The sequence below is a fragment of the Idiomarina sp. ST10R2A5 genome, from assembly GCF_051842325.1.
Lineage (GTDB): Bacteria > Pseudomonadota > Gammaproteobacteria > Enterobacterales > Alteromonadaceae > Idiomarina > Idiomarina abyssalis.
The window spans coordinates 376,545-399,158 of the sequence record NZ_JBNIEX010000001.1; the positions used below are offsets into that span (position 1 = coordinate 376,545).

Annotated in this window: 23 protein-coding genes; 6 read left to right on the top strand and 17 right to left on the bottom strand. The window is 45.2% G+C overall.

Features of this window, described 5'->3' with window-relative positions:
• Positions 1 to 70: 70 nt before the first annotated feature.
• Positions 71 to 880 carry a posphoenolpyruvate synthetase regulatory kinase/phosphorylase PpsR gene (ppsR, locus tag ACP7FG_RS01880; RefSeq protein WP_439225345.1) on the top strand — a complete coding sequence of 270 codons (810 nt, stop codon included), beginning with the start codon at positions 71 to 73 and terminating at the stop codon, positions 878 to 880.
• 30 nt (positions 881 to 910) lie between these two features.
• Here the strand turns inward: ppsR and ACP7FG_RS01885 are convergent, their stop codons facing one another.
• From ACP7FG_RS01885 to bioB, 7 genes are all read right to left on the bottom strand, one after another.
• Positions 911 to 1,708: a DUF1338 domain-containing protein gene (locus ACP7FG_RS01885; protein ID WP_054487695.1), complete on the bottom strand. Its 798-nt coding sequence runs from the start codon at positions 1,706 to 1,708 to the stop codon at positions 911 to 913.
• A gap of 40 nt (positions 1,709 to 1,748) precedes the next feature.
• A complete protein-coding gene (locus tag ACP7FG_RS01890; protein ID WP_054487693.1) occupies positions 1,749 to 3,107 on the bottom strand; it encodes a class II 3-deoxy-7-phosphoheptulonate synthase in 1,359 nt (452 codons plus the stop codon).
• A 72-nt stretch (positions 3,108 to 3,179) separates the two neighbouring features.
• Positions 3,180 to 4,043: a protease HtpX gene (htpX, locus tag ACP7FG_RS01895; protein ID WP_222236953.1), complete on the bottom strand. Its 864-nt coding sequence runs from the start codon at positions 4,041 to 4,043 to the stop codon at positions 3,180 to 3,182.
• Between the two features lie 59 nt (positions 4,044 to 4,102).
• Complete coding sequence (bioD, locus tag ACP7FG_RS01900) at positions 4,103 to 4,777, bottom strand: dethiobiotin synthase (protein ID WP_439225346.1); 675 nt, start codon at positions 4,775 to 4,777, stop codon at positions 4,103 to 4,105.
• Positions 4,778 to 4,795: 18 nt separating this feature from the next.
• The gene (locus tag ACP7FG_RS01905) at positions 4,796 to 5,554 is read right to left on the bottom strand and encodes a methyltransferase domain-containing protein (RefSeq protein WP_439225347.1); all 759 of its coding nucleotides are present in this window, start codon (positions 5,552 to 5,554) and stop codon (positions 4,796 to 4,798) included.
• A 5-nt stretch (positions 5,555 to 5,559) separates the two neighbouring features.
• Complete coding sequence (locus ACP7FG_RS01910) at positions 5,560 to 6,678, bottom strand: aminotransferase class I/II-fold pyridoxal phosphate-dependent enzyme (RefSeq protein ID WP_439225348.1); 1,119 nt, start codon at positions 6,676 to 6,678, stop codon at positions 5,560 to 5,562.
• An 11-nt stretch (positions 6,679 to 6,689) separates the two neighbouring features.
• Positions 6,690 to 7,727, bottom strand: a complete 1,038-nt coding sequence (gene bioB, locus ACP7FG_RS01915; protein WP_082332139.1) for a biotin synthase BioB — start codon at positions 7,725 to 7,727, stop codon at positions 6,690 to 6,692.
• Positions 7,728 to 7,828: 101 nt separating this feature from the next.
• On the opposite strand from bioB, the gene bioA reads away from it, so the two are divergent.
• The gene (bioA, locus tag ACP7FG_RS01920) at positions 7,829 to 9,124 is read left to right on the top strand and encodes an adenosylmethionine--8-amino-7-oxononanoate transaminase (protein WP_439225349.1); all 1,296 of its coding nucleotides are present in this window, start codon (positions 7,829 to 7,831) and stop codon (positions 9,122 to 9,124) included.
• Here bioA and ACP7FG_RS01925 read toward each other — a convergent pair.
• The gene (locus ACP7FG_RS01925; RefSeq protein WP_222236948.1) at positions 9,121 to 9,480 is read right to left on the bottom strand and encodes a hypothetical protein; all 360 of its coding nucleotides are present in this window, start codon (positions 9,478 to 9,480) and stop codon (positions 9,121 to 9,123) included. The two genes, bioA and ACP7FG_RS01925, sit on opposite strands and share 4 nt — an antisense overlap.
• 107 nt (positions 9,481 to 9,587) lie before the next feature.
• On the opposite strand from ACP7FG_RS01925, the gene asnS reads away from it, so the two are divergent.
• Positions 9,588 to 10,988, top strand: coding sequence for an asparagine--tRNA ligase (gene asnS, locus ACP7FG_RS01930; RefSeq protein WP_054487679.1), 1,401 nt, complete (start codon positions 9,588 to 9,590; stop codon positions 10,986 to 10,988).
• Here the strand turns inward: asnS and ACP7FG_RS01935 are convergent.
• Positions 10,985 to 11,551 (bottom strand): nitroreductase family protein, encoded by a 567-nt coding sequence (locus ACP7FG_RS01935; RefSeq protein ID WP_439225350.1) that lies wholly within the window; start codon positions 11,549 to 11,551, stop codon positions 10,985 to 10,987. The two genes, asnS and ACP7FG_RS01935, sit on opposite strands and share 4 nt — an antisense overlap.
• Before the next feature lie 108 nt (positions 11,552 to 11,659).
• On the opposite strand from ACP7FG_RS01935, the gene sppA reads away from it, so the two are divergent.
• The 3 genes from sppA to ACP7FG_RS01950 are packed head-to-tail and all read left to right on the top strand — an operon-like array spanning position 11,660 to position 15,942.
• Positions 11,660 to 13,513, top strand: coding sequence for a signal peptide peptidase SppA (sppA, locus tag ACP7FG_RS01940; protein WP_439225351.1), 1,854 nt, complete (start codon positions 11,660 to 11,662; stop codon positions 13,511 to 13,513).
• Between the two features lie 38 nt (positions 13,514 to 13,551).
• A complete protein-coding gene (gene ansA / locus ACP7FG_RS01945) occupies positions 13,552 to 14,565 on the top strand; it encodes an asparaginase (protein WP_054487673.1) in 1,014 nt (337 codons plus the stop codon).
• 33 nt (positions 14,566 to 14,598) lie between these two features.
• Entirely contained in the window at positions 14,599 to 15,942 is a 1,344-nt protein-coding gene (locus tag ACP7FG_RS01950; RefSeq protein ID WP_199495165.1) for a sodium-dependent transporter, read from the top strand.
• Between the two features lie 28 nt (positions 15,943 to 15,970).
• On the opposite strand, the gene ACP7FG_RS01955 is transcribed toward ACP7FG_RS01950, so the two are convergent.
• From ACP7FG_RS01955 to acpP, 8 genes are all read right to left on the bottom strand, one after another.
• Positions 15,971 to 17,455: a bifunctional 2-methylcitrate dehydratase/aconitate hydratase gene (locus tag ACP7FG_RS01955; RefSeq protein ID WP_439225352.1), complete on the bottom strand. Its 1,485-nt coding sequence runs from the start codon at positions 17,453 to 17,455 to the stop codon at positions 15,971 to 15,973.
• Between the two features lie 357 nt (positions 17,456 to 17,812).
• Complete coding sequence (locus tag ACP7FG_RS01960; RefSeq protein WP_222236945.1) at positions 17,813 to 18,601, bottom strand: TatD family hydrolase; 789 nt, start codon at positions 18,599 to 18,601, stop codon at positions 17,813 to 17,815.
• A gap of 18 nt (positions 18,602 to 18,619) precedes the next feature.
• Positions 18,620 to 18,979, bottom strand: a complete 360-nt coding sequence (locus tag ACP7FG_RS01965; RefSeq protein WP_054487665.1) for a hypothetical protein — start codon at positions 18,977 to 18,979, stop codon at positions 18,620 to 18,622.
• A 24-nt stretch (positions 18,980 to 19,003) separates the two neighbouring features.
• Positions 19,004 to 19,864 carry a DNA polymerase III subunit delta' gene (locus ACP7FG_RS01970; RefSeq protein ID WP_439225353.1) on the bottom strand — a complete coding sequence of 287 codons (861 nt, stop codon included), beginning with the start codon at positions 19,862 to 19,864 and terminating at the stop codon, positions 19,004 to 19,006.
• A complete protein-coding gene (gene tmk, locus ACP7FG_RS01975; RefSeq protein ID WP_054487661.1) occupies positions 19,864 to 20,481 on the bottom strand; it encodes a dTMP kinase in 618 nt (205 codons plus the stop codon). Before tmk ends, ACP7FG_RS01970 begins: the two co-directional genes overlap by 1 nt.
• Positions 20,482 to 20,483: 2 nt before the next feature.
• A complete protein-coding gene (mltG, locus tag ACP7FG_RS01980) occupies positions 20,484 to 21,491 on the bottom strand; it encodes an endolytic transglycosylase MltG (RefSeq protein WP_439225354.1) in 1,008 nt (335 codons plus the stop codon).
• Positions 21,488 to 22,273, bottom strand: coding sequence for an aminodeoxychorismate lyase (gene pabC, locus ACP7FG_RS01985; protein WP_439225355.1), 786 nt, complete (start codon positions 22,271 to 22,273; stop codon positions 21,488 to 21,490). The genes mltG and pabC overlap by 4 nt, the downstream gene beginning before the upstream one ends.
• A 54-nt stretch (positions 22,274 to 22,327) precedes the next feature.
• Positions 22,328 to 22,567 carry an acyl carrier protein gene (gene acpP, locus ACP7FG_RS01990; RefSeq protein WP_011234585.1) on the bottom strand — a complete coding sequence of 80 codons (240 nt, stop codon included), beginning with the start codon at positions 22,565 to 22,567 and terminating at the stop codon, positions 22,328 to 22,330.
• Between the last annotated feature and the right edge of the window lie 47 nt (positions 22,568 to 22,614).

Sequence of the window (22,614 nt, forward strand, 5' to 3'; positions counted from 1 at the left end):
CTACTATTTTACACGCTGCGGCCCAACAAGTTAATATCGAACCTTCAATCGCTTAAAAAGAGATCCGCCTGTGCGCTATGCGTTTTACATTTCTGACGGTACGGCACTGACCGCCGAGGCCTTTGGTCACGCGCTTTTATCGATGTTCCCTGTCACTTTTGAACACAAAACATTGCCTTTTATCGATAATCAGAAAAAAGCCGATGAAGTGTGTAAAACAATAAAAAAGGCCGTTTTAGACAGTGGTGAGCCTCCTTTAATCTTCCATACTTTCGTAAATGAGAAGCTGAAAGCCAAGATCACTGACTGTGGTGGCATATGTTATGACTTTCTGGATCATTTCATCGCGCCAGTAGAAAAAGAGCTGGGAGCTAAAGCTCAACCTAAAACGCATCGTACCCATGGCGTACATAAAAACTACAACTTTCGAATAGATGCGATTAATTATGCTCTGGATAACGATGACGGGAAGCGCCTGAATCAACTGGATAAAGCCGATTTGATTTTAATTGGGGTGTCTCGTACGGGGAAAACACCAACCAGCTTATACCTTGCCATGCAGTATGGTATTAAGGTTGCGAACTATCCGTTGACCGATGATGATGATTTTGAACGGTTACAATTACCTAAAGAACTGAAGCTACATCGTCATAAGTTATTTGGTTTAACCCTCTCTTCACAACGGCTACATGAAATAAGAAGTCAACGACGAGAAGGCAGTCAGTACGCCTCAATGGCTCAATGCCGATTTGAACTTGCAGAAGTAGAAAGGCTTTACAGCCGCGAGGCTATACCCTTTATTAATTCAACGCACTATTCCGTGGAAGAAATTGCGGCAAAAATTCTGGCTAAAACAAACTTAGAGCGGCATCGCTATTAATGCCGCCCTATTCTTTTTGGGACAATGAAACTAGTTAGCGTTGGTGCTTTCAAAAATTTTATCTGCTGACGCTGCGACAAAGCCGGTATACAGCTTGCCGTTTTCAATTTCGTAGCGCTTAGCAAACTCATAGAAGCAGCTGGGGATCTCAGCAGTCTTATCAGAAAACTCAACCGGGTGGCGATCGGCCATGGTTGATGACTGTTCCAGGTAAACTTCCGGAGAACCTTTAATTTCGCCACCAGAGTCATTCAGTTTAAAGCCATTGTCTTTCAACTTCTGGTTCACTTGTTCAAGAGACTCATATCCGGGCAGTTGATTCACACTGACCGTGAAGTGGTTGGCACAATAACCAAACGCTGCCATCCAGGCTGCGTACTCACTTTCTTCTAACAAAGCCTGATAATCAGCGTGGCTGACTTTCCAGTGCGTCCCTGAGTACAAGAAATCTGACTTCTTCGTGTCTTCAACTGACACTTGAGCCACCATGTCTTTCACTTTCTTTTGCAGCTCTTCTGAGAATTCAGCAGTCATCAACTCGCTGATAAACACTTTTGGTAGTTCAGGGTCTTCATGCTCAAAATGTTTTGCACGAAGCTTCTTCGCTTCAAAGTGGTAATCACCACCTTCTTTATAGCCCAAGTCTAAAAAGTGCTGAGCCAATACTTCTAAGCCTACCGGACTGATATCGAAGGTACGAAAGGCAACGTGATCATTCACTATAGGATGCCCTTCTCCTAAAATTTGATGAACCTTCTTTGCTGAAGGTGTCCGTGATAAATAATCTTGCCACAAGTTTTCAAATAACACTTCTACCTGTTGCGACATACAACAATATACCTCTTAAATAATCGGTTAAAGGAGACTATCAGCCCTCGCCGTTGCGGGCTGCTTTTAATGACTCGGCGACTAAGAACGCCAATTCTAACACTTGATCAGCGTTCAGTCGCGGATCGCATTGTGTGCGATAACGGCTGGATAAATCCGCTTCACTGATACGGTAAGCGCCACCGGTACATTCGGTAACATCCTCACCTGTCATTTCTAAGTGAATACCACCAGGGTAAGTGCCTTCCGCCTGGTGAATAGCAAAGAAATGTCTTAATTCTTTATGTATGGCGTCAAAATTGCGAGTTTTCAGACCATTATCCGCTTTAATGGTATTGCCGTGCATTGGGTCACTGGACCACACTACGTTTCGGCCTTCCTGCTTAACCCGACGTACCAGTTCCGGCAGCTTATTGGCCAGATTGTCAGCCCCCATACGGGTAATAAGCGTTAAACGACCAGGCTCGTTATCAGGGTTCAGTATGTCGAGTAGTGCAATAAGCTCGTCGGCTGGCATGGTTGGGCCTACTTTCACACCAATCGGGTTATGAATACCGCGCATAAATTCAACATGGGCTTGATCCAGCTTGCGGGTACGCTCACCAATCCAGACCATGTGCGCAGAACAGTCATACGGAAGCCCTGTTAAGGTGTCTGTGCGCGTCAAAGCTTGCTCGTAAGGCAATAATAAAGCCTCATGAGAGGTGAACAGTGACGTCTCATGAATGGTTGCGTTGTTATCTGCGTTTATTCCCAACACTTCCATAAAACGCAAAGCAGACTGTATTTCTTCGGCAATTTGTTGGTAGCGTTCTTTTAACGGGTTTGACGCGAGAAAACTTAAGTTCCACTTGTGCACTTTATGTAAGTTGGCCAAACCACCCTGTGCAAATGCACGAAGTAAGTTTAAAGTTGCTGCAGAATGGTGATATGCCTTAAGCATACGTTCAGGGTCGGGTTGACGAGCGGCGTCGACAAACTCTGGTCCGTTAATGATATCACCACGATAGCTGGGCAAACTTAGATCACCGACAGTTTCAAAGTCACTTGAGCGCGGTTTGGCGTACTGGCCTGCCATACGAGCCACTTTTGTCACCGGACAGGAGCCTGCAAACGTCATGACGATGGCCATTTGCAGAATCACTTTAAAGGTGTCACGAATTTTAGGGGCGTTAAAATCACTAAAAGATTCTGCGCAGTCACCACCCTGTAACAGGAAGCCTTCTCCTTCACAGACATTCTTAAGCTGGTTTCTTAGCGCCCGTATTTCTTCAGCGAATACAAGAGGCGGAAATTGACTAAGCTGCTGTTCTACAGCGTGTAATTGCGACGGATCTGAGTATTTCGGCTGTTGTTCAATTGGCTTATCGCGCCAACTGCGCGCACTCCACTGGGCCATAACAAAAATTTATCCGTTTTATCGGTGAGTAAGAACTAAGAATGTACCGCTGTATCCCTTGAAAAGCAACGACTAACGCCGTTGCTCAAGAGCATGAATGCGCTCATCCAAAGGCGGATGACTCATAAACAATTTCGATATGGTCGAGCGTTTACCATTAATACCGAACGCCAGCATGGTACCGTCAAGCTGAGATTCCTTACCTTGTTGCAAGCGACGTAAAGCGGCAATCATCTTTTGTTTACCAACTAAGTCCGCAGAGCCCGCATCGGCTCTGAACTCACGCTGACGCGAGAACCACATAACAATAGTGCTGGCTAATACCCCAAAGACAATTTCAAGAAGCATAACAACGCCATAATAAGCAAAGCCGCCACCTCGTTGATTATTTCCACCACGCATCAACGCGCTGGCAATTATCCGTGCAAAAAACATCACGAAGGTGTTGATCACGCCCTGAATTAACGTCAGCGTTACCATATCGCCGTTAGCAATGTGACTCACTTCGTGTGCCAGAACGGCTTCAACTTCATCTGCGTTCATGTTCTGTAATAAGCCCGTGCTGACCGCAACTAAAGAAGCATTCTTACTGCGGCCGGTAGCAAAAGCATTAGGTTCCGGAGACTGATAAACCGCGACTTGAGGCATAGGAAGTCCGGCTTTTTGTGCCTGCTGTTGTACTGTGCGAAGCAGCCATTCTTCAGACTGATTCTGTGGTTGCTCGATAACCCGGGCACCGGTTGAGCGCAAAGCCATCCAGCGTGAAATCCAAAGCGATACAAAAGCACCACCAAAACCAAACAACGCACAAAAAACTAATAGTCCGACTGACCCCTGAGCGTCAATTCCGGTTGCTGCAATCACAATGTTAAAGACCACACTAACTACCAGCAAAATGGCCAGGTTAGTGGCTAAAAACAGCAAAATTCTTTTCATTGTCCGTACTCCAGAGGGAACTTAATCTGCTAAGTTATGTGGGGTTATTTCGCCAAATTTCAATCGTGTTTGCGAAAATAAATGGTCAAATCTTTTTCCGGCCAATCCGGTACATAAGGTATATAAGCAAGCTCCTGAGTGCAGAGCAGTTCGCGTAACGAGGCTAGATTTTCCTCTTGTCTTGGCATTGGTTCCGGGCCCGTTTGTACAGCTATCCATCCAACAACGTCACAGCCTTCCTGTCGTATTGACTGAAGGCTAAGCAAAGCATGATTCAGGCAGCCCAGTTTTAATCCAACCACCAAAATGACTCGGGCATTGATATCTTTTACAACCTCGGGCATACGTAGTCCCGGGGCCAGAGGTAATTGCCACCCCCCTGCGCCTTCTATCACCAGACTGTCAATCGGTTGCTGACGAAACCACTCAACGGCAGTCATTAATTTTTCTTTTTCTATTACAACACCGTTATCAGTAGCTGCGATATGTGGCGCAATAGCAGCCTTAAAAGTATAAGGATTAACCCGGTCATAACCGAAGGCTGTATTACTGTGTTGCATTAAATTCAAAGCATCCTCATTCACTAACTGACCGTTTTGCCAGTAACAACCCGAAGCTACCGGCTTCATGACGGCGACATTTTTTTCTCGCTTAACTAAGCTTTGAACAAAAGCACATGCAGCAACGGTTTTTCCTGTGTCGGTGTCCGTTCCTGTAATAAAGTAAGTGTTCATATTAACCTAAACTCAATGTTACTTAACTAACCTGATATTAAGAACCGACCATTCAAGTGGCAGTCCCTCTGTTGTTCTATAGCTTTCAAATGCATCTTCAAGCTGTTGTAAACGCCCCTTGGTCATCAAACCGGAGGTATTCGTGCGTCTGACATAATTGGCACCAACGCCTTTAATACTTCCCATAAGCTCACGTGAACTAGCAAAGTATTGAATGTGTTTTTCCAGTTTAAAGTCGGCAGACTCCCAGTTAAACAAACGCACTTCACGCTCTACCTTCTCCGGAGAATGAAATGTCTGAGTGTGTTGCCTGTCATCAACTGCATTCCAACTCTTAATAAATGAACTGAAAGTCCCTTCCACAACGGTATTAATCGTTGCAACACCGCCAAGCTTTAGAACTCGGTAAGCCTCGCCCATGGCTTTCTCTAAATGATGTACCCATTGCACTGATAAATTAGCAAAAAGCCAGTCAACGGAATGAGCACTGACCGGCAGAGCTTCCCATTCACCATTCAGCCAAACCTGATTTGGGTAGTTGTTTGCTGCTGTCGCCAGCATCGCCGGGGCAATATCAACACCCATATAGCATTCGGTCCGGGGTAATAGATGAGCGGTGGTTGACGCAGGCCCGCATCCGACATCCAGCAAAATCTCAGCACTATTCGGCCCGAGCTTCAACAGACTGTCCGCAGTCAGTCGCTGGATATCGGCATGCTGATGATAGTGCTTAGCGGCTTTGTTGAACTGGCGCGCAACAGCTTGCTGAAAATTCATGGGCTTCATAGATTGTCGCGGATCCTGTCTACAACTTGCCAAAAGGTCTCAAGAGCTACCTGTGGCATATTGGAAGTTAAACTGAAGCGAATACGGGAAGTCCCAACCGGCACCGTTGGTGGGCGAATTACGCTACATAGGTAACCGTTAGCCTGTAACTGCTTAGACATAGCCAGAGCTTCGGTATCGGAGTCAAATAGCCAGGTCTGTATTGCGGTATTGGAATCAATTATTTTTAAGTTGCGTTGCTTCATTTGCTCACGAAAGTACTGAATACGGTGAGCTAGCTGTTCGCGTCTTTCATCGCCTTCTGCGCTGCGTACAATTTCGATTGAAGACTTTATTGCCGCAGCCTGTGCCGGGGGCATAGCGGTCGAATAGATATAGTCGCGACAAAATTGAATCAAGCTTTCAATCTCATCGTCTTTTGCACAGACAAATGCCCCACCAACACCCAGAGCTTTACCAAAGGTTCCGGTCAGCACATCGACAGCATCTGAACCGGCAGTTATTGATCCTCGTCCTTCAGAACCATAGGCACCGAGCCCATGCGCATCATCCAGCATTACTTTTAAGTCAAATTGTTGCTTTAAGGAGGCCATTAGCTTCAAGTCACAGGCGTCACCATCCATACTGAATACGCCTTCAGTAACCAACCAGTCACCGGCATTTGCTTTATCAACGACGGGCAAAGGTTGATTGTGGGGGTAACGTTTAAACTGCGCTTCACTATGCTGCATACCGTCAATAATTGAGGCGTGAACCAGTTTGTCTGCAAAGATCTTTTGTTGCTTATCTACCAGGGTTGTCAGTACGCCATGATTCGCAGCAAAACCCGAGTTAAACAGCAAAGCTCTGGGTTTTCCCAACCAGTCAGCCAGTAGCTCTTCGAGTTCCTGATGTGCACTGCTGTAGCCACTGAGTAGAGGCGAGCCTGTACTGCCAACACCCCAGATATCAACAGCCTGCTTAAAAGCTTGTCTGATGTTCCGATGCTGGCTTAGGCCAAGGTAATCATTAGTGCTAAAATTTAGCTTCCACTGAGCGTCAGAGCTGCGCACTTTCCGAACACGAAAAAGCGAAGAACCTTTTCGCTCTTTCAAACGGCGTTGATATACGGACACGGCCTTTTCCACTATGAAGCGTCGTAATAGCGCACAGGGTTTTGCTGTTCCTGAATAGCGTCCTCTATTACTGCAGTATGGACTTCGTCATCGTATCCATCACGTTGTTCCGGTGTTATTCCCAGACGCTCAAATAATCGCAAATCAGCATCTGCTTCAGGGTTTGCCGTTGTCAGTAACTTTTCGCCATAGAATATTGAGTTGGCACCAGCGAGAAAACACAACGCCTGCATTTCGTCGTTCATGTCTTCGCGACCAGCTGACAAGCGAACGTGCGAAGCCGGCATTAGAATACGCGCAACAGCGACCGTTCGTACAAACTCAAAGTTATCTAAGTCTTCCAGCTTGGCAAATGGTGTACCTTCAACTTTTACCAGCATATTAATGGGAACACTTTCAGGATGTTTTGGTAAGTTAGCCAACTGTACTAATAAAGACGCACGATCGGTCACACTCTCACCCATACCAACAATACCGCCTGCGCACACTTTCATACCTGCGTCGCGAACATTATTCAGGGTATTCAGGCGATCCTGATAAGTTCTGGTCGTAATGATGTCACCGTAAAACTCTGGTGAGGTATCCAAATTGTGATTGTAATAATCGAGCCCCGCCTGCTGCAGCATTTTCGCCTGTTCATTGCTTAGCATGCCAAGTGTCATGCAGCTTTCTAAGCCTAATGCTTTGACGCCTTTTATCATTTCAATAACGTAAGGCATATCGCGGTCTTTCGGGTTACGCCATGCGGCGCCCATACAAAAACGACTGGCACCCTTTTCTTTCGCAGCCTGAGCTTCTGCCAACACACTTTCTACAGCCATCAAGCGCTCACGATCCAGCCCCGTATGATAATGCGCGCTTTGCGGGCAGTATTTGCAGTCTTCGGGGCACGCACCGGTTTTAATCGATAGTAAGGTACTGACCTGAACTTCGTTCGGATTAAAGTGCTGGCGATGCACCGTTTGTGCTTCAAAAACTAAATCATTCAATGGCTTTTGTAACAGCTCCTGAACCTCTTCAATGGTCCAGTCATTACGAACTTGTGACATGGAAAATCTCATATGCTTGGCAAATTATGGTCGACTAGAATAATTCAGCTCGATACACTGTCAATATACTTTGAATTATATACTTTACAACAGATTAATTTATGAGCATAAGCGATATTGAGTTTGATCGACAGCATATCTGGCACCCCTACACTTCTATGCTTAACCCATTACCCGCTTATAAAGTCGAGTCTGCGAAAGGTTGCTCGCTCACTCTTGAAAACGGCTCTCAGGTAATTGATGGAATGTCCTCTTGGTGGGCGGTCATTCACGGGTACCGGAACCCACGCTTAGATGCTGTGGCACACCGTCAAATCGACAAGATGAGCCACGTTATGTTTGGCGGTATCACACATCAGCCCGCGATAGATCTTGCTAAACGCCTTATCGATTTGACGCCTGCTGAACTGGAGCGGGTATTCATTGCTGACTCCGGTTCTGTAAGCGTTGAAGTCGCGATAAAAATGGCACTGCAGTTTTGGCTGGCTCAGGAGCGCCCGGAAAAGCATCGGCTGCTGACAATAAAAGGCGGATACCATGGTGACACCTTTAAAGCGATGTCAGTTTGTGACCCCGTCAACGGCATGCATCATCTGTTTAATAAAGCAATTAACTCACAGCTTTTTGCGGATGCGCCAACATTAACCCCTAATGACGAATGGACAGACGACGGAGGTCAGCAGCTTCGACTTTGGTTTGAACAGTTTCATGAGGAGCTTGCAGCGGTAATACTTGAACCTATTGTTCAGGGCGCTGGCGGCATGCGGTTCTATCACCCAGAATATTTGAAACTCATACGCAAACTTTGTGATGACTACAACGTGTTGCTCATTACCGATGAAATTGCTACCGGCTTTGGTCGCACCGGTAAGTTGTTTGCCTGTGAACACGCCGATGTGACTCCTGATATCCTTTGTGTGGGTAAAGCTCTTACCGGTGGCTACATGACATTAGCCGCTACGTTAACCACGAAAAAGGTGGCAGAAACTATTGGTCAGGGGCCCGGGGGCGGTGCTTTGATGCATGGCCCTACGTTCATGGGCAACCCTTTAGCGTGTGCGGTTGCGGCAGAGTCGCTGGCGATTATTGCTGAGGGTAACTGGCAACAACAAGTCAAAAAAATAGAGAAACAATTAAAAAAGGAACTTCTTCCGTTAGGAGAATATAATTCAGTAAAAGACGCTCGTGTATTTGGAGCTATTGGCGTACTGGAAATGCATCAGCCTATTGACGTAGCCAGTGCACAAAAGCGGTTTATTGAATTAGGTGTCTGGATTCGGCCTTTTGGCCGTTTGCTCTACATTATGCCGCCTTATGTGATTACAGCGGAAGAGCTCAGCAAGCTTACATATGCGATGGAAGACTATGTCGAAAATCAGGACAGCGGCCAGGTTTAGAAGCCAAAGAAATAAAGCGATAAGCCACCTAAGCAACTCATGATTAATATCATAATATTAATCCATAAATGTTGCTTGTCCTGGCGAAAAAGAACGTAATTAAGAACAAAGCTCAGCAGACTAACGAGCAGCCCAACGACTAAAAGAATGACGAATAAGTCACCTAAAGTAATGTGCCAATAGTCACGTACCGAAATGCCAAAAATTTCGGTTAGAATGGTATTGCGTTCAGGTTTCGCATAATTAAAAACAATGGCAGCAACCACAAAGATAAGCCAGCCAAAAATGGACAGCCATCCTAAAACGCGGGACCAAAATGGTACTCGCTTTAAATCCGCTAAGGATCCCCTTTTCATAATTTTTCTCTCTGTTCTCAGGGGTTATACTTGAGTCTGCGCCAAACCGAGGTAACATAGCAACCTTTCTATAGCAAAATAGTGTAAATTTCGGAGAAAACCAACTCATGTCGTATGCTTCTGTAGTGGATGTTCTGGCAGGAAAAATCGCTGTCGATGAAACCGTCACAGTCCGGGGCTGGGTCCGCACTCGCCGTGACTCAAAAGCCGGTATTTCCTTTATTAACCTGCACGATGGCTCATGTTTTGATGCCATTCAGGCCGTTGTTCCGGCAGAACTCCCCAATTACAGTAACGAAGTTCAGAAGCTGACCACCGGTTGTTCTGTTGCTATTACGGGTGTTGTTGTTCCCTCTCAGGGCAAAGGCCAGTCATTTGAATTGCAGGCGACCAAAGTTCACGTCTATGGCTGGGTTGAAGATCCGGACACCTACCCTATGTCGCCAAAGCGTCATAGCATGGAGTATTTACGCGAATACGCTCACCTGCGTCCCCGTACAAACATTACCGGTGCCGTTATGCGTGTTCGTAATGCGTTATCGCAGGCCGTTCATCGCTTCTTTCACGAGCAGGGGTATCTTTGGGTAAGTACGCCTATCATCACCACCTCCGATTGCGAAGGTGCCGGTGAGATGTTCCGTGTTTCAACGCTGGATATGCTGAATATTCCAAAAACAGACAAAGGTGAAGTCGATTTTTCAGAAGACTTTTTTGGTAAAGAAGCTTTTCTGACCGTTTCAGGTCAGCTAAACGTTGAGTCTTATGCCTGTTCGTTGTCTAAAGTCTACACCTTTGGGCCGACGTTCCGCGCCGAAAACTCAAACACCAGCCGTCACTTGTCTGAATTTTGGATGGTTGAGCCAGAGTTAGCGTTTGCAACATTAGACGACATAGCAGGTTTAGCAGAAGCTATGTTGAAATATGTCTTTAAAGCCATACTTGAAGAACGTCCGGACGACATGGCGTTTTTTGCCGAGCGCATTAACCCCGACGCTATCAGCCGTCTGGAAGCCATAGTTAATAATGATTTTGTGCATATGGACTACACCGATGCCATTGAAATACTGAAAAACTGCGACAAAAAGTTTGAGTATCCGGTTGAATGGGGTGTGGATTTACAGTCAGAGCACGAGCGCTATCTAGCCGAAGAACATGTGGGTGCACCGATTATTCTGAAAAACTACCCGCGTGATATTAAAGCCTTTTATATGCGTCAGAACGAAGATGGCAAAACCGTTGCTGCAATGGACGTTCTGGCTCCGGGTATTGGAGAGATCATCGGTGGCTCTGCGCGTGAAGAGCGTCTTGACGTTCTTGACCAGCGAATTGAAGAAATGAACCTGCCGAAGGAAGAATACGGTTTCTACCGAGATTTGCGTCGTTACGGTACGGTTCCTCACGCAGGCTTTGGTCTGGGCTTTGAACGCTTAGTCGCTTACGTCACCGGTGTGCAAAACATTCGTGACGTGATTCCATTCCCACGAGCTCCGAAAAGTGCTGAATTTTAATCCAGCACCAGGTCGTTGCCGTTTATAAAGAACGGTGACGGATCTTTTTGCGGTTTTACTGGCGTAGGGACAGCAGGCGTCCCTACGTACAGAAAGCCAACTATGGCATCATCTACCGATAACCCTAGTTGCTCCTTGATAAAGTCATCCTCAGCCATCCATCCCGTCCGCCAAATTGCTCCAATACCTTGAGCAAACGCCGCTTGCTGCATACTGTGAGTCGCGCAGGCCACCGTACAAAGTTGTTCGTCACGCGGGACTTTTTTATGGTCCTGAAGCCGTAAACACGAAGCTATCACTAAAGGCGCACGAAAAGGCAACTGCCCTGCTTGCTCGACGACCGTTTCAGAAAAATCGTTAAGCCGGGCCGCCTGCTGGTAAATGTCCGCCAGAACTTGTCTTTCCTTGCCTTGAAATAGAATAAATTGATAAGGTGTTAGCCCCATGTGATCAGGTGCTCGCACGGCTGCTGCCTGTATTAATTCGAGCTGTTCTTGTGTAGGTCCCGGTTCGTTTAAACGCGGCATAGAGGAACGAGTTGTTAGTAATTCTTCCGCTTTCATACATCAACCTTTTTCAATGTGTAACGCTTAGTTACATTCTCTGACTAGTCTGTGGCTCAGACATTCGATATGCTAAGGCCAATTTAAATTAGCAAATGAGAATTAACTATGCGTTCAGTCGGGTCAATCTTCAGTTATTTGTGGAAAATAATCAACGGTACTCGCAAGTTCATTTTGAACCTTGTGTTTTTTATTATTCTGGCAATTTTTATCGCCAGCTTAATGCAGGGAGAAGATCCTATTGAGGTTCCTGAAAATGGAATTATGGTTCTTAATCCAAATGGCATGTTAGTTGAAGAAAAGACCTGGGTTGACCCGTTTGATAAGTTCCTAAATGAAGCATTGGGGAGCGGAGACGAAGTTCCTGAAGTGCTGTTGTCTGATGTTATCGACTCAATTGAGAAAGCTAAAACTGACGAACGTATCGGTGCGCTATACCTCAACCTCCAAAACTTATACCCCAGTGGCTTGAATAAACTGCGTGCAGTTGCTGATGCATTAAATGATTTCCGTACCTCAGGGAAGCCAATTATCAGTAATGCTGACTACTATATGCAACATCAGTACTACCTGGCGGCGCACGCCGATCAGCTTTATCTGAACCCAATGGGTGCGGTAGTTTTCGAAGGGCTTGATTATACTCAGGTTTACTTTAAGGAACTACTGGACAAACTTAAAGTTCAGCCGCACGTGTTCAAAGTCGGTAAATTTAAAGCCGCGGTTGAACCTTTCATTCGCAACGATATGTCGGATGAAGCGCGCGAAGCCAATCAGTTCTTGTATTCTGCATTGTGGGAAACTTTCCATGCTGATGTTACCGCTGCCCGAAACATTAATCCGCTGGTTACAAGCGGTAAAATAGATGACTACATGTCAGCATTTAATAATGCCAATGGCGATATGGCCAAAATGGCGTTGGAAACGAACTTAGTTGATGCTCTGCGTACTCGTACAGAAGTCCGCAATGAACTTATCAACTTAGCCGGACACGACAAAGAAGAAGATACATTCCGTCATATTACTTTCGACAATTACTTAGCTTCTGAAAAAGTCATTCCGGAAAGCCTGAAACCGAAAGATCGCGACCAAATTGCCGTTATAGTTGCTCGTGGCCAGATAGTTAATGGTTCACAAAAAGCCGGTATGATTGGTGGAGACAGCACAGCAAAGCTTATTCGCGATGCGCGTAATAACGAACAAACCAAAGCAATAGTGCTTCGAATAGACAGCCCTGGCGGCAGTGCTTTTGCGTCGGAAATTATTCGCCAGGAAATTTTACAGGCAAAAGAAGCCGGCATTCCTGTTATTGCGTCCATGAGCTCCGTAGCGGCTTCTGGTGGCTACTGGATTGCGGCTGATGCAGACAAAATTGTTGCGGCGCCAACAACTATTACTGGTTCAATTGGCGTCTTTGGCCTGTTAATGACGTTAGAAGACAGTTTTGCGGCTATCGGAATTCACAGTGACACTGTGAGTACCACCGAGATTTCGTCACTGAATCCGCTTGAAGAAATGACCGATTATCAGAAAACACTCATACAGCGTTCTGTTGAAACCACTTACGAAAACTTCCTAAGTATTGTCAGCAATGCGCGTAATATGTCTCGTGATGATGTTCATGAAGTTGCTCAGGGTCGTATATGGACGGGACAGCAAGCTATGGAATTTGGCCTGGTTGACCAATTAGGTGATTATGATGATTCCATTGCGCTTGCGGCTGAACTTGCAGCCATTGATGATTACGATGTGAATATTGTGAAGCAAGAGCTATCTTCAAAAGAGAAGTTTCTCGCTGACTTATTTAATAGCAGTTCAGATTACCTGCCAACGCCGGATATCAGTTCACAGCACTGGTTAATGGGTACTTTGAACAAAGTGAAATCAGAAACTGCTGTTTTGCAGAACTTTGATGACCCTAAAAATGTTTACTCTTATTGTGCACTCTGCCCTCAACCGCGATAGAATTATCGCGGTTACTTTGTAGAGTAAGGGAGTAAACTTTGCCGCGTAAAAAGATTTACGTCGCCTATACGGGCGGCACTATCGGTATGAAAAAATCAGCTCAGGGTTATGTTCCGGTTGCGGGACACCTGAGCCAATGCGTTGAAAATATGCCCGAATTCTTTCGTGATGAGATGCCGGAATTTACTATTAATGAATACTGCCCATTAATGGACTCATCCAATATGGCACCATCTGATTGGGTAACCATAGCTCGGGATATTGAACAAAACTACGCAGACTACGATGGTTTCGTGATCCTACACGGAACCGACACCATGGCTTATACAGCTTCAGCTCTCTCCTTTATGCTGCAAAATTTGAGTAAGCCCGTTATTGTAACTGGCTCTCAAATTCCTCTGGCCGCACTGCGCTCAGATGGTCAGACTAATTTGCTTAATTCACTTTACGTTGCAGCTAACTACCCTATTCCAGAAGTCGGTCTGTTTTTTAACAATACTTTGTATCGGGGAAATCGCTCAACTAAAGCTGACGCTAACGGCTTTAACGCTTTTGCCTCACCGAATTACCCCTCCCTACTTGAAGCGGGTATTCAGATTCAGCTGAACGCTGGTGAACTTTCGGAACCCTTGACCCATGAGCTCAAGGTCATTGAAATGACGCCCCAGCCAATTGGGGTTGTAATGCTTTACCCTGGTATCTCAGCCAAAATTATACAAAACCAATTGCAACAGCCAGTAAAGGCAATGATTTTACAAAGTTACGGTGTCGGAAATGCGCCGCAGGATAACGCTTTACTGAAAAGCCTGGAAACAGGTATAGATCAGGGCATTACAATTCTTAACTGCACGCAGTGCTTCCGTGGGCGTGTCAATATGGATGGCTACGCGACGGGAAATGCTCTGGCTGAACTGGGTATTGTATCCGGTGCCGATATGACCATTGAAGCGGCTCTTACCAAGCTGCATTACGTGCTTTCGCAAGACTTAAACCAAAACAAAATGCAAAAGCTGTTACAGAAGAATTTACGCGGCGAATTAACTCCGCCATAATTTGATATTGCTTAAATAATAATAAGAAGAACCATGGCAAATTCATCACCTGCGTTCGCAACGCGATTAGGTTTCATATTAGCCGCCGCTGGCTCAGCGGTCGGTGTAGGTAATATTTGGGGATTCCCAACACAAGCTGCCAGTAACGGCGGTGGTGCATTTTTATTGGTTTATTTAATCATGATTGCACTTCTGGCTTACCCTATGCTGGTAGCGGAAATTACTATCGGCAGAATTCGGCGCCAAAACCCTATTGAGTCGCTTAGGAATCTTTCTGAAAAGCCATTTTTTCGAGGTTCAGGCGCACTGGCAGGTATTGTTGGTTTAATTGTGCTGAGTTTGATACTGAGCTTCTATGCCATCGTTTCCGGTTGGCTTTTATCTTATATGATCGAGCCTCTTATGATCTTAATTGGTCTGCCGGAAACCGCCGCTTGGTTTACTGAGTTTTCAGTGTCCAGAAATATGGCAACCATGGTGTTCTTCATGTTGCTGACTGTTTACGTTGTCCGGTCAGGCGTGAATAATGGAATAGAACGTTGGTCAAGACGTCTAATGCCCCTACTCTTCATTTTGCTGATAGGTATGTCCGCCTATATATTGACTCAGGACGGAGCCATTGAAGGCCTGAAAATGTACCTGGTTCCGGACTTCTCAACCATAACGGATCCAAACCTGATTATTCGTGCCATGGGGCAGGCGTTTTTCTCCCTGTCACTGGGTGTCTGCGTAATGATGACTTATGGTGCCTATCTGTCGAATTCCGAGAACATTCCTAAAACGGCAGCCTGGGTAGCCGGCATCGATACCAGTGTCGCGTTTTTAGCGGGTTTATTGATTTTACCTGCGATGTTTGTCGCTCAATCTAATGGGGTTCCCATTTATGCAGAGGACGGCAGTTTACTGTCTGCCGATACCTTAGTTTTTACCGTGCTTCCGGCAATGTTTGATGCACTGGGTTACACTGGACTTTTCGTCTCTTTCGGCTTTTTCCTGTTGATGGTTATTGCTGCTATTACGTCGTCAATTTCAATGCTTGAAGCTCCTGTCAACGCATTACGAGAAGAAGCTAAATGTGATCGCAGTAGTGGGGTGTGGATTATTGCCCTGGTCGTTACCGCAATTTCTACAACCATTATTTATAATTTTGAAACTCTTTTTGGCGCCGTTATTACCTTCAGCACCGTTTACATGCAGCCGATAATGGCATTGGTGTTTGGCGTTATGCTAACTTGGGTACTGCGCCAAAACCATTTACTGAAAGCGCTCCAGCAAGGCTCACCTAATATTGATAAAAGCTTGTTTTGGAAAATATGGCCCTGGTACGTTAAGTTTGTTTGCCCAATACTCATTATTCTGGTCATTTGGCGAGGATAAAGCCCCACGTAGATGTGGGGCTGCCCTATTAAATAGTGAGCATATCCATAAACTCATTAACGGGTGTCTGTTCAAACGATGACTGTTGACGGCAACGTTCAAAAATTGAACTCACCCTGTGTTCGGGAAACCGCGTCGCTAAATTTGCCTTAAACTTGTTTTCAAGTACAGGAACGCCCTCTTCTCTGCGGCGTCTATGGCCAATTGGGTACTCCACCACAACCTTGTCGGTATGACTACCGTCTTTAAAAAATACTTGTAGTGCATTAGCTATCGAACGCTTTTTCGGGTCGTGATAGTCCTTACTGTACTGTTTGTCTTCAATCACCTGAATTTTCTCCCGGATAGTGTCAATTACCGGATGATTTTCATGAAAACTGTTTTCATAGTGATCAGCATTCAGTTCGCCAAATATTAGGGGAACGGCTGCCATATATTGTAAACAATGATCTCTGTCGGCAGGGTTAGCAAGTTTGCCCTGTTTGGAGATAATTCGAATAGCGGACTCGTGGGTAGTAATTTCAATCTTCTCTATTTCATCAATTCTGTCTTTAACTTCCGGGTGTAATGTAACCGCCGCTTCACAGGCTGTCTGCGCATGAAACTCTGCCGGGAATGACAACTTAAACAAAATATTTTCCATCACATAACTGCCATAATCCCGTTGGAACTTAAACTGCCAGTCATCTTTAGGTTTTAAGTTCTGATCTTTATTCGTTTTATTGAAGAGCACATCATAGAATCCCCATTGTGGAGCTGTCAGGGCCCCCGGAATACCCATTTCGCCACGCATCGTCATATCGGCTAAACGCACCGCTCTTGAAGTGGCGTCCCCTGCTGCCCACGACTTACGCGAACCTGCATTGGGAGCATGACGATAGGTTCTTAAAGACTGGCCATCAACCCATGCCTGGGAAACCGCTGCCATAATTTGTTCCTTAGTTCCGCCCATTAACCAAGTAACAACGGCCGTTGAAGCCACCTTAACCAGAACGACATGATCAAGACCCACACGGTTAAAACTGTTTTCTATCGCCAGATTACCCTGAATTTCGTGGGCTTTGATCATAGCTTCCAAAACCGTTTTCATTGTTAACGGCTTTTCACCTTTAGAGACGCGGTTTTGAGAAATATAATCTGCTGTTGCCAGTATGCCGCCTAAGTTATCGGATGGGTGTCCCCACTCGGCAGCTAACCAGGTGTCATTGAAATCAAGCCAACGTATAATGCAGCCAATATCCCAAGCCGCCTTGACAGGATCCATACGAAACTGAGTTCCCGGCACTCTGGAGCCATTTGGAACACTTGTACCTTCAACTAAAGGACCCAGGTGTTTGCTACATTCCGGGAATCGCAGTGCTAACAAACCGCAACCCAGGGTGTCCATCAGGCAGTTGCGCGCGGTATCCCAAGCTTCATCGCTTTTAACCTCATAACTTGTAACATAGTCTGCGATATCCTCAATAACCTTGTCGTAATCTGGACGTTCGTTACTTTCTACTGTCGCACTCATCGCTGACTCCTTAACTCTAAAGTTCAATGACAAATATTGTTAGCTCATGTAACTATTTGTACCAATACAACGCCTTTTTTGATCGCTCCCTATTAGGCTTTTCGCCAAATAATGAATAAAAAAAACCCGGAACCAATCCAAATTGTTCCGGGTATAGGGGAATGGCTCAAGGGTTGAGCCGTGCGCTAACTCATGAATAAAAAATTGTAAAATAGTTCGCCTAAAATTTGTTCGGTAAATTTCAGTGTAGACAATATTAAAGAGATGTCTAATATTTTTGCACTTTTTTTTGCTTTAGCTTATCTCACTGTTTTTAATTGATTTTAGGTAAGTAAAACACAGGTTATGCACAGCTAATTAAGCGTTATTAAACAGCTTGTAATAGTTAGCCGTTGTTGTCTTAGCAACCTCTTCCAAAGTAATTCCCTTAACATCAGCAACGCATTTAGCAACGTCAATAACGTAGGCTGGCTGGTTCTCTTTACCTCGATGGGGCACTGGAGCTAACCAGGGACTGTCGGTTTCAATGAGCAGCTTTTCAAGCGGTAATGCTTTGATAGTTGCACGCAATTGCTCTGCGTTTCGAAATGAAGCGATTCCCGAAATAGAAATATAGAAATCAAGATCATCGATAGCTTTTTTAGCCATATCCAGAGACTCAGTAAAGCAGTGCAAAACACCGCCGGATTTATCTGCATGGCCATTTTTTAATAACGAGAGGGTGTCATCCTGAGCGTCACGCGTATGAATAATTAAAGGCTTATTAATATCCTTGGCAATTTCAATATGCTGCTCGAAGTTTTCTCGTTGTAATGCTTTAGACTCTGGGTGATAAAAATAATCCAGACCCGTTTCGCCTATAGCAACCACATTATTTGCCGAAGCCAGCTGACGTAACTTGGTACCCAACTCTACGATAGGTGTCTGGCTGTCCTTAACGTATAAAGGATGCACCCCACAAGAAATGGAAACATCGTTAAAACCTGCAACGGCTTGCTGCATAGCCGGAAAGTCTTCAAGTGTAACGCACACACACAGCATGTGTTCGACCTTATTGGCTCTTGCCATTTCCACAATTTGCGTTAGATCAGCGCCCGCCTTTTCAGGATTAATTTTATCCAGATGGCAATGCGAGTCGACGAACATAAATAGCTCCACTTATCGTTAATGTGAGTGACAAAAATCCGTAATTAATTGCTCAAAGAGTTTACCATAGTCGTTTCTGTGATGGCGGCATAGGTAATTGATCTGATGAATTCGAGCTTGTTGCTCCGAGCCAAGGGTAACGGCAACCCAGTCTTTAGCCGCCTTAATTTCAAAGCACAAAGCAATGCTTCCTGATAGATCAACTGGTTTAGGGCCGAGTTCAGGATATCTAAGCTCCAGAGTGACGCTCTCTCCCAGAGCAGCTTCTTCTGAAAGCTGTGCACCGGTTTGTATCATTAGAGTCAAAGGAGAAAGTTCGGGAATAATGCGCTCAGCAAGTTCCCTCGCTGAGTTTATATGTAATTGAAAACTAGACAAAAGGCTCTCCTTTTTAAGGAGCCCCTAACCCGAAAGAGTATTTGACCAGCGACTCCAGGCAAAACCTAATAATAACGGTAAATTAATGCCAGTGGAGCCCTGAAACTTCTGACGTAGCTGTCTGCATTCTGCTACCCATTCACTGAGCTGTGCAATATTCACCCAATCAAAACCGCTCAACTGTTGAAGCTCGTCCGCTAATTGCTGATATCGCAAACGCGAAACAGCCGCCTTTTGGTGAATCAGCAGCCAATCTAGTACCAGGTTTTCTGATATATCCAGCCAGTTTAAAGCTGCTTCTTTATCTTTTATTACAGGAAACTCTTTATTACCGCGAAGACTGTCCAGAAGAGTTTTCGCAGAAACCGTCTGTTCGTCGCTTTGCACTGAAGCTGGATAAGCAATGCTGATCCATTGCATACGACTTCTCAGGGTTGGTAATAAGCGTTCCGCATCTTTTGTTGATACTAGCCAGTGAGTGTCCGACGGTGGCTCTTCCAGAACCTTCAATAAGGCATTGCCGGCCTGTTCCGTCATTTTTTCTGCCTGCAGTATCACAGCAACTTTTAAACCGCTCTGGTTAGCTGTCTGCATAACATTTTGCTGCAGTTCACGAACACTATCGACACCAATTCGGTTGACTTCGGCGCCGTCGATAGTCCAGGTATCCGGATGGTTCCCCGACTGATAAAGCAAGCATGACTTACATTGCCCGCACGCACTTTTGCCGGGTTGTTTGCACAACAGGAACTGATTTAATCGTTCAATAAATTCGGTTGAACCAGCCTCAACGTTATGTTGCAAATAATAAGCGTGAGCAAGCCGACCTGAATCGGCACTCGCAACGAGTCTTAACCAAGGTTCCCGCAGCCATGGAAACGCCATTAAAACAAATACTCCTCAATTGCTTGCAGTATGGCCTGATGTACATCCAGCATCGGCTGGTTAGCATCAATGACGATAATTGTCGGGTCTTTTGCTGCTATATTCAAATAGGCTTGTCTTGTACGCTGGAAAAATGCCAGATCTTCTTCTTCTATACGATCCAGGTCTCCTCGCTCACGGGCACGCTCAAGACCTTTTTTCTCGTCAACATCCAATAATAGGGTTAAGTCAGGTTTAAAACTTCCCAGAGTTATTTCGCGTACTTTTTCTAATAACTCATCGCCAAGCTGACGACCGCCCCCCTGATAGGCACGTGAGGATAAATCATGCCTATCACCGATAACCCAGCGGTTTTTTAATAGAGCCGGCTTAATAACATTATCAACCAACTGAACTCTGCTTGCGTACATTAATAGCAGCTCGGTTGTTGAACTGACTTTCTCGTCCCATTTCTTTTTTACCAGTTCCCGCAGAGACTCCGCCAGCGGCGTACCGCCCGGTTCTCGTACGGTTTCCGGTCGAACACCTTTCGCCTGTAGATGAGTAACTACGCTTGCAATTGCTGAGCTCTTACCGGCACCTTCAAGTCCTTCAATAACAATAAATTTTCCTGACATAATTACTCTTGATTCAGTTGATAACGGCGAACAGCCTGCTGGTGTTCTTCCAGTGTTTCTGAGAAAACATGTCCACCCGACTTATCCGCCACAAAATAATAGTAAGGTGATCGCACCGGGTTAGCCGCGGCTTCAATGGATGCTTTTCCCGGCATCGCAATTGGTGTTGGCGGCAACCCGTTAATTCGATAGGTATTATAAGCGGTTTTCTCGCGCAAGTGAGCTCGCGTCAGGTTACCGTCAAAATCTTCAATACCATAAATTGTCGTGGGATCAGATTGTAACCGCATACCAACTTCCAGACGGTTAGCAAAAACACTTGCAACCAAAGGACGTTCGTCAGCCAGTCCCGTTTCTTTTTCAATAATTGAGGCCAATATCAGTAATTCGTACGGTGAGTCTACAGGACACCTGTCTGACCGCTGCTCCCAGGCTTCTGATAATGCACTCTGCATAGAAAGGTAAGCTTGTTTTAATATTGAAATGTCTGTGGTGTACGCTCTGTAGCTGTAGGTTTCGGGCAACAGTACACCCTCAATAGCGGGCTCTTTAATACCTAAGGTTTGTTTGAGTTCTGAATCATTTAGATCAGAAGATTTACTGACCAAATAAGGCTGCTCTTTTAATTGAGCCAACCACTGATTAAAAGTTAAGCCTTCTACCAGAGTGACGGTAAATGTCTTTTCTCTGCCCTGGCTAAGCATTTTCCAAATATCAAACCAGCTTTGCTGTCCGTCTATTTCATACAGTCCTGCCTGCAGGTGATCAATATCTGCGAAAACCTGACTAATACGATAACTGACTAGCGGATGCCCACCCTGGAAGTGTTCAGTTACTTTGGCAGTTACCGTTCTGGCACTTTCTCCGCCTCTGAAGTCGAGCAACAAAGGAGTTGCAGACTCACCTTGAATAGGCTGCGATAAATACCAACGCCCGGAAACAAAAACAAGAACAGCTGAAATAGCTAACGCGGCAATAACGAACAAAAAAGTAAAACGTATTTTTTTCATATAAGCTGTTCTAATACTGAGGGTAATTCATCATTGGCCACTACTTTATCATTAAACTGAGTGACGGCGACAGCGCCTCTAACGCTATTGGTAACGATTATTTTTTCAGCTCCGGCAAGTTCATTTAATGGGTAACAACCAATGTTTAAAGGTGCTAATAACTTTTCATCAATAATGAGTTGTCGAATAATACCGTTGATACCAGCAGCGCTGAGGTCAGGTGTGAACCACTGGCCCTCTTTAAACCAGAATACATTGCCTTGTATCGCCTCTACAATATATCCGCTTGAGTCACAAACCAGCAAATCATCATAACGGGAAGCGCTACACTCTCTCGTTAATAATACTTGCTCCAGCCGATTCAACGTTTTCAAGCCAGCTAACTCGGGTTGCTGAGCTAACCTTAATGTCGCAACTCCCATATGAACAGTGCCGGTTGTCGGCGGAGCGTCACTTACCTGAATGTATTCGTTAGCAATACAATCATCAGAAAAGCGGTAGCCTCTGCCACCGTTACCCCGGGTAACTATAACTTTACAAACACCCTTCTCTACTCCTGAGCATGCAACTTTTATGCGCTCAGCCAAAGAGTCGAAACTCGAATGGTTTATAAAGAGACGTTGGTTCGTATTTGAAAGTCTTTCAAGATGCCGTTCAATAAAGAGAGGAGCACCATTAACAATGCGCATGGTGGTGAAGTGGCCATCACCAAATTGCAGACCTCTGTCGAGCTCTGAGCAGTGATAAGACACATTATTAAGTAGTATTTTACGTATAGTCATAACAAAAAAGGCGGAACCAGTGGCTCCGCCTTTTATATCACGTTCAACGACAAATTAGTCGTTAGAATGATTATTTACGTAATCGATTGCTGACTGAACTGTTTTAATTTTTTCAGCTTCTTCGTCTGGAATTTCAGTTTCAAATTCTTCTTCCAAAGCCATTACCAGTTCAACAGTATCTAAAGAGTCGGCACCTAAGTCATTTTCAAATGACGCTTCAGGCTTAACTTCTTCTTCTTTAACACCTAACTGTTCAACAATGATTTTCTTTACGCGTTCTTCAATAGTACTCATTTATAAAATCCCTCAAATAGTCATCGCGAGAGTGAAAATTGGCTGTA